This is a genomic window from Bradyrhizobium sp. NBAIM08, from assembly GCF_020193935.1.
Taxonomy (GTDB): Bacteria; Pseudomonadota; Alphaproteobacteria; order Rhizobiales; family Xanthobacteraceae; genus Bradyrhizobium; species Bradyrhizobium yuanmingense.
The window spans coordinates 158,695-171,869 of the sequence record NZ_JADYVR010000002.1 but is presented as its reverse complement, the minus strand read 5'-3'; the positions used below and the strand labels follow the sequence as shown (position 1 = coordinate 171,869).

The 13,175-nt window shown below is 65.6% G+C and carries 6 protein-coding genes; 5 read left to right on the top strand and 1 reads right to left on the bottom strand.

The window, feature by feature from the left end; translation table 11 throughout:
- The first annotated feature begins 9 nt into the window (after positions 1–9).
- Positions 10–2,247 (top strand): tetratricopeptide repeat protein, encoded by a 2,238-nt coding sequence (locus I6F37_RS06815; RefSeq protein WP_225150706.1) that lies wholly within the window; start codon positions 10–12, stop codon positions 2,245–2,247.
- Positions 2,248–2,308: 61 nt separating this feature from the next.
- On the opposite strand, the gene I6F37_RS06810 is transcribed toward I6F37_RS06815, so the two are convergent.
- Positions 2,309–3,343 carry a cysteine synthase A gene (locus tag I6F37_RS06810; protein ID WP_035999544.1) on the bottom strand — a complete coding sequence of 345 codons (1,035 nt, stop codon included), beginning with the start codon at positions 3,341–3,343 and terminating at the stop codon, positions 2,309–2,311.
- A 639-nt stretch (positions 3,344–3,982) separates the two neighbouring features.
- Here I6F37_RS06810 and I6F37_RS06805 point away from each other — a divergent pair.
- The 4 genes from I6F37_RS06805 to I6F37_RS06790 are packed head-to-tail and all read left to right on the top strand — an operon-like array spanning position 3,983 to position 13,148.
- On the top strand, positions 3,983–5,467 hold the full coding sequence (locus tag I6F37_RS06805) for an efflux transporter outer membrane subunit (protein WP_225150704.1): 1,485 nt from the start codon (positions 3,983–3,985) through the stop codon (positions 5,465–5,467).
- On the top strand, positions 5,457–6,860 hold the full coding sequence (locus I6F37_RS06800; protein ID WP_035999538.1) for an efflux RND transporter periplasmic adaptor subunit: 1,404 nt from the start codon (positions 5,457–5,459) through the stop codon (positions 6,858–6,860). The genes I6F37_RS06805 and I6F37_RS06800 overlap by 11 nt, the downstream gene beginning before the upstream one ends.
- A gap of 37 nt (positions 6,861–6,897) precedes the next feature.
- The gene (locus tag I6F37_RS06795; protein ID WP_225150701.1) at positions 6,898–10,047 is read left to right on the top strand and encodes an efflux RND transporter permease subunit; all 3,150 of its coding nucleotides are present in this window, start codon (positions 6,898–6,900) and stop codon (positions 10,045–10,047) included.
- Positions 10,047–13,148, top strand: a complete 3,102-nt coding sequence (locus I6F37_RS06790) for an efflux RND transporter permease subunit (protein ID WP_225150699.1) — start codon at positions 10,047–10,049, stop codon at positions 13,146–13,148. Before I6F37_RS06795 ends, I6F37_RS06790 begins: the two co-directional genes overlap by 1 nt.
- The last annotated feature ends 27 nt before the right edge of the window (positions 13,149–13,175 follow it).

The window sequence follows — 13,175 nt, the reverse complement described above, 5'->3', positions numbered from 1 at the left end:
AGAGACACCTTGCAGAGCAGCGTCGGCGCGCGCGCATTCCAGAATGCGCGATTGCAGAAGAAATTGAAGAAGCAGGCCGACGCCGTCATCTCCGCCGCGGCGAGCGCCTATGGTCAAGGCAGATATGCGGAGAGCGAGGCGCTCTGCCGCCAGATCTTGCAAGCCGTTCCGGATCATTTCGACGCGACGCACGTGCTCGGCCTCAGCGTGCAGCAGGGCGGGCGCCTCGACGAGGCGCAACAGCTGCTCGAGCGCGCGATTGCGATCGATCCGCGTTCGCACGAGGCTCAGAGCAATCTCGCGGCGCTCTACTTCGTGCTTCAGAAACTGGAAGCGGCCCGCGCCTGTCAGGAGAAAGCGATTGCGCTGAAGCCGAATTTTACGCCGGCCCTGGCCGGTCTCGGCAACACCCTGCTCCAGATGAACCTGCCCGAACAGGCCATCGAGGTCTACGATCGCGCGATCAAGCTGAAGCCCGACTACGCCGACGCGTTTTGCAATCGTGGCGTGGCGGAGCTGGCGCTGTTCCGGTTCGACCGCGCCAGGGAGAGCTTTGATCGCGCGCTGCTGTTTCAGCCGCGCCACGTCGAGTCGCTCATCGGCAAAGGCGTGGTCAGCATCGAGCTCAAGCGCTACGATGAGGCGGAGGCTGCGCTCGCAGCGGCGTTCGCGATCAAGCCCGATTCAGCGAAGATCCTGGCGCAGCGCGGACGCCTCAATTCGTCCCTGTCGCGGCTGGAACAGGCGGCCGCGGACTTCGATGCGGCACTTGCGCTTTCACCCCGGTTCGAGATGGCCTTGCGGGGCAAGGCGGAGGTCTCGCTCAGCCTGGGAAACACCGCACAGGCGATCCTGGCCTGCACGACCTTGCTCGAGCAGAATCCACGTTCCACGATCGCATTGGCGTTGCTGAGCTCCTGTTTTGCAAATCAGGGAGAAATCGCGTCCGCAATCGAACATCTCGACGCCGCGTTGGCGATCTCGCCGGATCCAGACTTGATGGCGCGGAAGATCTACTATCTGGACTTTCTCCCCGACGCCGATTTCACGATCCAGCAGGCGACGCGACGGTCCTGGGGCGAAGCGATCGGTGCCCGCGTGCCGCAGAGGAAGCTCGCCCCCCGGCAGCTCGATCCCGACAGGCGGATCGTGATCGGCTATGTTTCCGCCGAATTCTGGTATCATTCGGCGGCGTTCGGCTTGCTGCCGGTGCTGCGCCATCACGATCATGCCAGCTTCGAGGTCGTCTGCTATTCGTGCTCGCCGACACGAGATGCGATCACAGCCGAATTCAAGTCGGCGGCAGACGGCTGGGTCGATGCCTGGCAGATGTTCGACGACGAACTGGCCGATCGTATCGAGGCCGACAAGGTCGATATCCTGATCGACGTGTCCGGGCACTCGTCGGGCAACAGGCTTCAGGTCTTCGCCCGCAAGCCGGCTCCCATCCAGGTCACGGGCTTCGGGCACGCGACCGGTACCGGCCTTCGGACGATGGACTACGTGCTCGCGGACCCGGTCTTCATTCCGCAATCGGCGCGGCATCTGCTGGCCGAAAAGGTCTATGACCTGCCGTGCCTGATCACGATCGATCCCATCCTCGATGTGCCGCCTTCGGAGCTTCCCATGCTCCGCAACGGCTACGTCACCTTCGGCGTGTTCAACCGCGTCAACAAGATCTCGGACGAGGCCATTCGCGTGTGGTCGAACGTGATGCGGGAGGTGGCCGGATCGAAGATCATCATCAAGCATACGCTGCTCGACGATCCCCTGGTGCGCGACGGCCTTCTCGCGCGCTTTGTCGCCCACGGGATTGCCGAGGAGAGGATCACTTGTCTCGGCTCGTCCGAGCGCGCCGATCATCTGCGAGCCTTCGCGCTGGTCGATATTTCGCTCGATCCGTTTCCGCAGAACGGCGGCGTCAGCACCTGGGAATCCCTCTATGCGGGCGTTCCGGTCGTCGCCAAGCTCGGCCACGGCGCATCCTCGCGCGCCGGCGGCTCCATCGTGGCCGCCGTCGGTCTCGACGACTGGGTGGCCGAGGACGACGAGGGCTACGCCGCCATCGCGTGCAAATTCGCTGCCCAGCCCGCGCATCTGGCAAGGCTGCGCGCGGAATTGCCGGCCCGGATCGCGGCGTCGGCCGCGGGTAATGTCGAAACCTACACGCGCAGGGTCGAGGAGGGCTACCGCAAGTTCTGGCGCGACTATTGTGCCGCGGCCTCGGAAAGCGGGGAGGTCGCTTAAGCCGGCCGAACCGCGCAGATTTTGTGGATCTGCGCCTTCGGCCCGAGGATGCGCGTGACGATCAGACGAAGGGCGGCTTGATGTTGCTGCGCTTCTCCAGCCATTCCGGCACCGGCAGGTTCTTGGCGCGCATGAAGTCGGCGTTGAACAGCTTCGACAGATAGCGGCTGCCGGAATCGCACAGCACGGTGACGATCGTCTTGCCGGGCCCGAGCTGCTTCGCAAGCCGCATCGCGCCGACGACATTGATGCCCGTCGAGCCGCCGAGGCACAGACCTTCATGCTGGAGCAGCTCGTAGATCGCACTGACGGCGTCGGTGTCGGGAATGAGATAGGCATCGTCGACCTTGGCAGTCTCGACGATCGCGGTGGCGCGGTTGAGGCCGATGCCCTCCGTGATGGAGCCGCCCGGCGTCGCCTTGGGATCGCCGGTCCTGAAATATTCGTACATGCCGGCACCGTGCGGATCGGCGCAGGCGATGCGGATGTTCTTGTTCTTCTCCTTCAGATAGCGGCTGACGCCGGCGAGCGTGCCGCCGCTGCCGACCGAGCAGACGAAGCCGTCGACCTTGCCGCCGGTCTGCTCCCAGATCTCAGGCCCCGTGGATTCGTAATGCGCCTTGGCGTTGTCCAGGTTGTTCCATTGGTCGGCGAACAGCACGCCATTGGGCTCGGTCTTGCGCAGCTCGTCGGCGAGCCGCCGGCCAACATGCTGGTAGTTGTTGGGGTTGGCGTAGGGAAGGGCCGGCACCTCGATCAGCTCGGCACCGCAAAGCTTCAGGAAATCCTTCTTCTCCTGGCTCTGCGTCTCCGGGATCACGATCAGGGTGCGATAGCCGCGCGCGCTCGCAACCACGGCAAGGCCGATGCCGGTATTGCCGGCGGTCGCTTCCACCACCAGGCCGCCGGGCTTCAGCTCGCCGCGCTTCTCGGCCTCCAGGATCATCCATTTCCCGGCGCGGTCCTTCACCGACTGACCGGGATTCATGAACTCGGCCTTGCCCAGGATGGTGCAGCCGGTCAATTCCGAAGCCTGCTTGAGCTTGATCAGGGGGGTGTTGCCGATGGCTTCGACAACGTCGTTGCGAATGGTCATGTCGGGGAAAATCACTACCAAGGGGTTGATCGGCTTTGGCCCGAACCTAGTGCTTGGGAGGCCAAAGGGGAAGGCTTTTGCGCTGCGGCGAACCCGACCGAAACGCCCGCGGAAACAGTGATATGCCTGCAGTAGGAAATGGCCCAACCCCGGCCCGTGCACGAAACGATTGCGCTCCCGATCAACGTTGTTGCGACCAATTCTTGCCACGGGCGAAACGGGTCGCGACAGGGCGCGTGTCCTGTTCGCGGGGGATTGTCTAGAAATGCGGTTGTCCCTCGGTGGTAAGAACCTCAGCCGCCGCAGCGGGAGAGGCGAAGCGAACCCTGCAGCAACGGGTGTGGCCGCGATATCACATGAAATCTTGGTAAGCTTGCTTACGTTTCCGAATGTTTCGCAATGAAGAAAGTCTCTGCGAGACAGGCGCTTTTCGCATTCTTGTCAGTTCGCTCCCGCCTCGTTGGCACGGGCATCTCGCAATTGCGGCACTGTCCCGCCGTTCCGCGCCCGGCTAGTATGAAGCTCAAGTTCCGCAGAAAGCATCATTACTGTGAGCGCGTCGTCCAAACCCTCCCGACCATCCCGCCGCGAATCGGTTAATCCGGCAGCGTTGCGGCGGCTTGATCTGCCCGGCGGGGGGTGGATGTGACACAGCAAGTTCCAGTGATCGCCTCGCGGCGGTCCCTCGGTTCTGCATTCGGAACGCTGCGCGCGGCACGATGGATTGCGGTGCTGTGCCTCGCCGCCGGCTCGGGGGCGTGCGTGCTGACCCAGGATCTTCCCGATCCCGCGCTCGACGTTCCCAGGCATTACAAATATGCCGGTAAAGGCGACGCGCCGCCGTCGCTGGATTGGTGGCGCGGCTTCCGCTCTGCGGAGCTCGCGCAGCTGATGGAGGAGGCGCAGACCGTCAATCTCGACATCGCCGCGGCCGTGGCGCGCATCGTCCAGGCCGACGCCCAGGCGCGGCAGGCCGGCGCGGCGCTGCTGCCGAGTGTCTCGACAGGCGGATCCGAAACCTATTCGCGCACATCGGGCTCGAGCGCTTCGGGACTGTCCATCGGCGGACGCGAGGTCGTCAATTATTCGGCCTCGCTGAGCGCGAGCTATCAGCTCGATTTCTGGGGCCAGAACCGCGACGCGCTGCAATCGGCAGAGGAGACGGCGAACGCCAACCGTTTCGATCGCGACACGGTCGCGCTGACCACGCTCGCCGCCGTCGCCAACGCCTATTTCCAGGTGCTGGCCTCGCAGGACCGCATCAGGACCTCACAGCGCAACATCGCAAGCGCGCAGCGCATCCTCGATGCGGTGAGGGAGCGCCGCAGGGCCGGCACCGGCACCGATCTCGACGTCGCCCAGCAGGAGAGCGTACTGGCGAACCAGAAGGCGCTGGTGCCGCCGTTGCGCCAGACGCTGGACCAGAACGTCAACGCGCTCGCCGTGCTGGTGTCGCGGCCGCCGGAGAGCGTGCGCGTGCACGGCGGCTCTCTGGACCGGATCGCGATCCCGCGCGTGACGCCCGGCCTGCCGTCGGAGTTGCTGACGCAGCGGCCGGACATCCGCCGACAGGAGGCGCAGCTCGCCTCGGCCACCGCCAACATCGGCAATGCCCGGGCACAATTCTTTCCGACCATCCAGCTCACCGGCAATGGCGGCTACCAGAGCTCGGCGCTGGTCTCGCTGTTCCAGCCGCATGCGGCCTTCTTCCAGCTCGTCGGCAGCGCGACACAGCCGATCTTCGACGGCGGCAGGATCCTCGGCAATTTCGAGTTGGCCAAGGCGCGGCAGGACGAGCTGCTGCAAACCTATCGCAAGACCATCATCCAGGCCTTTGCCGACGTCGACAACGCGCTGTTCTCGATCAAGCAGACCACGATCAGGCTGCAATTGCAGCGCGACGTCGTCGCCGCCTCGCGTCGCGCCTTCGATCTCTCCGAGCAGCAATTGCGCGCCGGCACCGCCGACATCGTGACCGTGCTCAACACCCAGCTGACCCTGTTCCAGGCGGAAGACGCGTTGTGGCAGGCCCAACTCGCACGGCTTCTGGCCATCGTCAGCCTGTACCAGGCGCTCGGCGGCGGCTGGGAGCCGCGAATGGAGAAACCGGTCAATGCTCTTTAAGCCGGACACCAAGCAAGGCGCGCGAGAGGGGACGGCGAAGCGATCGCGCGGCCGCAGCTTCGTCATGACCCTGATCACGCTCGCGATCCTTGGCGGCCTTGGTTACGTCGGCTGGATTGCAATGCAGCAGCAGCAGGCGAACAACCGCAATCAGCGCCCCGATCTACCGGTGCCGGTGCTGGCGGCGAGCCCGCGCATCCAGGACGTGCCGGTTTATCTCGACGGCGTCGGCGCGATCCGCGCGCTCAACACCGTAACCGTGCGCTCGCAGGTCGACGGCAAGCTGATCGCGGTCAACTTCACGGAAGGCCAGGACGTCAAGAAGGGCGACGTGCTCGGCGAAATCGATCCGGCGATCTATCAGGCTCAGTACGACCAGGCGGTTGCCAAGAAGGCGCAGGATCAGGCCCAGCTCGCCAACCAACGCATCGACCTGGCGCGCTACGAGCAGCTCGCGGCCTCCAACGCCGGCTCCAAGCAGCAGGCCGACACCCAGCGTGCGTTGGTCGCGCAGACCGAGGCGCTGGTCAAGGCCGACCAGGCTGCGATCGACAACGCGGCGGCGACGCTGAGCTACACCAAGATCGTGGCGCCGATCTCGGGCCGCGTTGGCCTGCGCCTGGTCGACCAGGGCAACATCATCCATGCCTCCGACACCACGGGCCTCGTGGTGATCACGCAATTGCAGCCGATCGCGGTGTGGTTCAGCCTGCCGCAACAGCAGATCATGCGCGTCAACGCGGCGGCAGCGAAGGGGCCGCTCGCGGTCGACGTGTTCGGCAATGACGGCATCACGGTGATCGATACTGGCAAGCTCACCGGCATCGACAACCAGGTCGACCAGACCACCGGCACGCTCAAGCTCAAGGCCGAATTCCCCAATGCCAATTACCAGCTCTGGCCGGGCCAGTTCGTCAATGTCCGCCTCAAGGTCGAGACCTTGACGCAGGCGCTGGTGGTGCCGACCTCGGCGGTGCAGCGCGGCCCGATCGGCACTTTCAGCTACGTCATCGGCGCGGACAACATCGTCTCGGCCAAGCCCGTGACGGTGACCCAGCAGAACGAGCATGACGCCGTGATCGCGAGCGGCCTGTCGGCGAGCGAGAGGGTGGTCACCACGGGCTTCGCAAATCTGTCCGACGGCTCCAAGGTGATCGTCGGCCGCGATGACCAGACTCCGTCGGCCGATCTTGCCCCGCGCAAGCGCTCGCGCGCACCGGACGCTCAGAAGAAGGATGGTGCTAACGAAGGCCAGAAGGACGGGCAGAAGGACGGCCAAGCCAAGGACGGCGAGTTGCGCGCCAAGCGCAAGAGCAGTGAAGGCGACCAGAAGGGGCAGACGGGACCGGCGCCGGGGCCGGGGGCATCGGAAAGTGGAGCCAAGCAGCCATGATCCCGACAACAGCCGCTTGAAGCGGCAGGCATAACCCATGGGTGTCTCCGAACCCTTCATCCGCCGGCCGATCGCGACCTCGCTGCTCGGCATCGCGCTTCTGATCGGCGGGCTGCTCGGCTATTTCGCACTCCCGGTCTCGGCGCTGCCGCAGGTCGATTTCCCGACCGTGCAGGTGACGACGCAGCTGCCGGGCGCGAGTCCGGACGTGATCGCCTCGCTGATCACCGCGCCGCTGGAGCGGCAGCTCGGGCAGATCCCGTCGCTCTCGGCGATGAACTCGACGAGCTCGTTCGGCGTCAGCCAGATCTCGCTGCAGTTCGAGCTCAACCGCGACATCGACGGGGCGACGCAGGACGTGCAGGCCGCGATCAATGCCGCCGCGGGCGTGCTGCCGAGGACGCTGCCTTACCCGCCGACCTACGCCAAGGTGAACCCGGCGGATGCGCCGGTGATGACGCTGGCGCTGCGCTCGGACACGATCTCGCTGCGGGTGATGAGCGACATCGCCGACACCATTCTGGCGCAACGTTTGAGCCAGATCTCCGGCGTCGGGCGCGTGTCCGTGCTGGGCGGGTTGAAGCCGGCCGTGCGCATCCAGGCCGATCTGGCGCGCCTTGCAGCCTACGGCATCGCGATGGAAGATCTGCGCACCGCGATCGCCAATGCCAATGTCTCGGGGCCGAAAGGCTCGCTCGACGGCGCGCAGCAATCCTACATCATCGCCGCCAACGACCAGATCGCGGCGGCTGAAGCCTACAAGCCCGTCATCATCGCCTATCGCAACGGCTCGCCGGTGACCATTGCCGACGTCGCCCAGATCGTCGACGGCCTCGAGAACGACCGCACCGGCGGCTGGTACCAGGGCACGCCGGCGGTCATCCTCGACATCCAGCGCCAGCCCGGCGCCAACGTCATCGACGTCGTCAGCCAGATCCGCGCCGAGATCCCGAAACTGCAGCGCGCGATCCCGGCCGGCGTGAATCTCACCATCGTCTCCGATCGCACCGTCACCATCCGCGCCTCGGTGCGCGACGTACAATTCACGCTGGTCCTTGCCGTCGTGCTGGTGACGCTGGTGGTGCTGCTGTTCCTGCGTTCGTTGCGCGCGACCGTGATCGCCGGCGTCGCGCTGCCGCTGTCGCTGATCACGAGCTTCGGCATCATGTATTTTGCCGGCTTCAGTCTCGACAATCTGTCGCTGATGGCGCTCACGATTGGCACCGGATTCGTCGTCGACGATGCCATCGTGATGATCGAGAACATCGTGCGCCACATGGAAAATGGCGACGGCGCGATGGAGGCCTCGCGCAAGGGCGCCAGCGAGATCGGCTTCACCGTGATCTCGCTGACGGTGTCGCTAATTGCGGTCTTCATCCCGCTCCTGTTCATGTCGGGCCTGGTCGGACGCATGTTCCGCGAATTCGCGCTGACCCTGACGATTGCGGTCGTAACCTCGGCGGTGGTCTCGCTGACGCTGACGCCGATGATGTGCTCCCGGCTGCTCAAGCACGCGCACGAGGAGCTGGCCGTGCCGGGACTGGCCGCGATCAGCCGCTTCATCGACCGCACGGTCGACGCCTATCACGGATCGCTGTTGTGGGTGCTGGAGCGCCAGCGCGCCACGCTGGTCGTGACCTTCGTTACGCTGATCGCGACCCTGGTGCTCTATGTCGTCGTGCCCAAGGGCTTCCTGCCGCTGCAGGACACCGCGTCGATCACGGCGGTGACGGAGGCGGGGCCCGACGTGTCGTTTGCGGAGATGAAGAGGCGGCAGGCCGAGGCGGCCGAGGCCATCAGGGCCGACCCTGATGTGGTCGGCGTGGTCTCGGTGATCGGTGCGGGCTCCGTCAACCCGACCACCAATGTCGGCCGCCTCGTCATGAGCTTGCGGCCGCGCGGCGAGCGCCGCGACGATGTCAGCGTGGTCGTGACCCGGTTGAAGGAGCGGGTCTCCGGCATCCCCGGCATGACCGTCTATTTCCAGCCGGTGCAAGACGTGCAGATCTCGACCCAGTCGAGCCGCTCGCAATACCAGTACACGCTGACCGGCACCGATGCGACGCTGGTCTCGGAATGGGCGCGCAAGCTGGTTGCGGAGATGCGGCGCGATCCCTTGTTCCGGGACGTCTCCTCCGAGGCGCAGGAGGGCGGCCTGCGGGCGCAGCTCGATGTCGACCGCACGCGCGCCGGCCAGCTCGGCGTGAGCCTGCAAGCAATCACCGACACGCTGAACGACGCCTTCGCGCAGCGGCAGATCTCGACCATCTACGGTCAGGCCAACCAGTACCGGGTGGTGCTGGAGGCGCTGCCGATGTATCAGCGCGATCCCTCGATCCTGTCGAAGCTCTATCTGCCGGGTGCCGCGAGCGCCACCGCGGGCGCGCCCAATGCCCAGGTGCCGCTGTCGGCCGTGGCGACGCTGAAGCGGACCACGGCGCCGCTCGCGATCTCGCATCAGGCGCAATTCCCGTCGGTGTCGCTCAGCTTCAACCTGGCGCCGGGCGCGGCGCTCGGCGATGCCGTCGAAGCCGTAAAGGTGATCGAGACCCGCATCGGCGTGCCGGGCAGTATCGTCGGAGTCTATGCCGGCGATGCCGCCGAATTCGCCAAGGCACTCGCCGGCCAGCCCTGGCTGCTGCTCGCCGCCGTCATCACGATCTACATCGTGTTAGGGGTGCTCTACGAGAGCTATATCCATCCGATCACGATCCTGTCGACGCTGCCCTCAGCCGGCGTCGGCGCCATCCTGGCGCTGATGCTGTGCGGACAGGACCTCTCGGTGATCGGCCTGATTGGCATCATCCTCTTGATGGGCATCGTCAAGAAGAACGCGATCATGATGATCGACTTTGCGCTCGAGGCCGAGCGCGGGCGGGGCATGTCGCCCAGTGAAGCCATCGTGCAGGCCTGTCTGTTGCGCTTCCGTCCGATCATGATGACGACGTTGGCGGCGCTGTTCGGGGCGCTGCCGCTCGCGATCGAAAGCGGCACCGGCGCCGAGCTGCGCTTTCCGCTCGGCATCTCCATCATCGGCGGCCTGCTGCTCAGCCAGCTCCTGACACTTTACACGACGCCCGTGATCTATCTGGCGCTCGATCGCATCAACCGTCGCCTCGAGCAGGCGCTGCCGCCGGCTGGATCCGGCGGCCCGCCGGTCGCCGGCGCGACCGAGGGGATGCAGTGATGGCATCGATCTCGGAGCCCTTCATCCGCCGCCCGGTCGCGACCACGCTGCTGTCGATCGGGCTGTTCCTGCTGGGTGTCGTCGCCTACCGGTTCCTGCCGGTCGCCTCGGTCCCGAACGTCGACTTTCCCGCCATCTTCGTCTCCGCCAGCCGGCCCGGCGCCGATCCGTCCGTGATGGCGGCGACGGTGGCGTCGCCACTTGAGCGGCGGTTGGGAGAGATCGCCGGCATCAACCAGATCACCTCGACCTCGAGCCTCGGCACGACCAGCATCCAGCTTCAGTTCGACATCGGCCGCAACATCGACAAGGCCGCGCGCGACGTGCAGGCGGCCATCAACGCCGCGATGGTCGACCTGCCGAGCGACTTGCCGACGCTGCCGCGTTTCCGCAAGGCAAACACGGCCGGTGCACCCATCTTCGTGCTGGCGTTGACCTCCAAGACGATCTCTCCGTCGGCGATCTACGACGTCGCGGATAGCGTGTTGGCGCAACGCATCTCGCAGGTGCCGGGCGTCGGCAACGTGTCGATCTCCGGCGCCGACCAGCCGGCCGTGCGCGTGCAGCTCAACCCGGTTGCGCTGTCCAATGCTGGAATCGCCACTGACGACGTGCGAACCGCGATCATCGCCGCCAACGCGCTCGGCCCCGTCGGCATCTTCGAAGGCGAGCGCCAGAGCGAGACGCTGTCGCTGAACAAGCAGATGCGCACGGCGAAGGAGTTCCGCGACATCGTCATCAAGAGCTCGGGCAATAATTTGGTGCGGCTGTCGGATGTCGCCGACATCGAGGATTCCGTCCGCAACGTCCGCTCGATAGCCTGGTTCAACAGGCAGCCGGCGGTTCTGATCCAGATCACCAAGCAGGGCGATGCCAACGTCATCGACACCGTCGACCGGGTCAAGGCGCTGATCCCCGAGCTGAAGCAGTGGATTCCGGCCGGTGTAGAGATCTCCACCCTGGTCGATCGGACCGGCACGATCCGCGCCAGCGTGCTGGACATGCAATGGACGCTGCTGGCAACGTCCGTCCTGGTGATGGTCGTCGTGTTCGTGTTCCTGCGGCGGCTGACGCCGACCATCGCGGCCGGCATCTCGGTGCCGCTGGCACTCGCCGGCACTTGCGCCGGCATGTGGGTCGCGGGCTTCTCCATCGACAACCTGTCGCTGATGGCGCTCGCCATCTCCGTCGGCTTCGTCGTCGACGACGCCATCGTCATGATCGAGAACATGTTCCGCAACCTCGAGCAAGGCATGCGGCCGCTCCGGGCGGCGCAGGAGGGCGCCAAGCAGATCGGCTTCACTGTGGTCTCGATCAGCCTGTCGCTGATCGCGGCCTTCACCCCGCTGATCTTCATGGACGGCGTCGTCGGTCGGCTCCTGCGCGAATTCTCGCTGACGCTGACCTTCGCCATCCTGGTCTCGACGCTGGTGTCGCTGACGGTCACGCCGATGATCTGCGCCCATTACATCCGGCAGGCCACCTCCGGCACGGCAACGCTGTTCGACCGCATCATCGAAGGCGCGCTGTCGCGCACCATCGTGTTCTACGCCCGCACCCTGCGCACCGTGCTGGAATTCCCGCTGCTGACGCTGCTGGTGTTCTTCGCCACCATCGCGCTCACGGTGACGCTCTACATCAAGGTCCCCAAAGGCTACTTCCCCACGGACGATTCCGGCTTCATCATCGGCGCGACGCGCGCCTCGGCGGACACCTCGTTCCAGTCGATGCTCGGCCTGCAGCAGCGGCTCGCCGAGATCGTGATGAAGGATCCCGCCGTGGCCGGCATCGGCTCGACGGTCGGCAGCGGGGGCCCGGGTCCGGCGACCTCGAACCGCGGCACCATGTTCATCAGCCTGAAGCCGCCGGAGGAACGTGGCCACGTGTCGACTGAGGTCGTGATCGAACGGCTCAGGCGCGCGCTATATCCCGTGCCCGGCATCCGCCTCTTCATGTTCGCTGCCCAGGACGTGCGGGCCGGCGGGCGTCAGAGCGATTCCGACTACCAATATACGCTCACCAGCACCGATCTCGGCCTGTTGCAGAAATGGGCGCCGATCGTGGCCAAGCGCCTGGAGAGCGTGGAGGGCATCACCGACATCTCCAGCGATCGCGATCCCGGCGGGCTGCAACTGACGCTCGCCATCGACCGCCAGAAGGCGTCCGCGCTCGGCGTCAGGGTCCAGGACATCGACAACGCGCTGAACAACGCTTTCGCACAGCGGCAGATCTCGATCATCTACACCCAGCGGAACCAGTACATGACCGTGCTGGAGATCGACCCGAAGTTCCAGGTCGACCCCTCCAATCTCGATCGCATCTACGTCGCCGGCGCGGGAGATGCGCAGGTGCCGCTGTCGGCCGTGGTGCGCGCGACGCGCGGGCTCGCTGCGCTCGCCGTCTATCATTCGCAGTCGTTCCCATCGACCACGGTGTCCTTCAACCTGATGCCGGACGTGCCGCTTCAGGCGGCGACCCAGAACATCCAGCGCGCGGTCGACGAGTTGCACATGCCCGAAGGCATTCGCGGCAGCTTCGACGGCAATGCCGGCGATTTCGCCAGGACCAGCGGTCGCCAGCCGCTCCTGATCCTCGGCGCGCTGGTCGCGATGTATATCGTGCTCGGGGTGCTCTATGAGAGCCTCGCCCATCCGCTCACGATCATCTCGACACTGCCATCGGCCGGCTTGGGTGCGCTGCTGGCCTTGCAGCTCACCAACACGCCGCTGACGGTGATCGCCTTCGTCGGCATCATCCTCCTGATCGGCATCGTCAAGAAGAACGGCATCATGATGGTGGACTTCGCGCTCGATGCCGAGCGCCAGCGCGGCCTGTCCTCGGCGGAGGCGATCTTCGAGGCCTGCCAGGCGCGCTTCCGCCCGATCCTGATGACGACCATGGCGGCGCTGTTTGCCGGCATTCCGCTGGTGATCGCGACCGGCCCCGGCACGGAGCTGCGCCGCCCACTCGGCATCACCATCATCGGCGGCCTGTTCGTCTCGCAGATCCTGACGCTGTACACGACGCCCGTAATCTACCTCCTGATCGACCGCCTGCGGCGGCGATCCGAGCCGCGTCCGCTGGCGGCCCCGGCGGAATAGGTTGTTGCAGCGCCGCGTCAAGCGTAT

What these genes read in the sequence shown, in the direction of transcription:
- I6F37_RS06810 (WP_035999544.1), bottom strand. Translation starts at nt 3,343, where the DNA reads ATGACCATTCGCAACGACGTTGTCGAAGCCATCGGCAACACCCCCCTG.
- I6F37_RS06800 (WP_035999538.1), top strand. Translation starts at nt 5,457, where the DNA reads ATGCTCTTTAAGCCGGACACCAAGCAAGGCGCGCGAGAGGGGACGGCG.
- I6F37_RS06795 (WP_225150701.1), top strand. Translation starts at nt 6,898, where the DNA reads ATGGGTGTCTCCGAACCCTTCATCCGCCGGCCGATCGCGACCTCGCTG.
- I6F37_RS06790 (WP_225150699.1), top strand. Translation starts at nt 10,047, where the DNA reads ATGGCATCGATCTCGGAGCCCTTCATCCGCCGCCCGGTCGCGACCACG.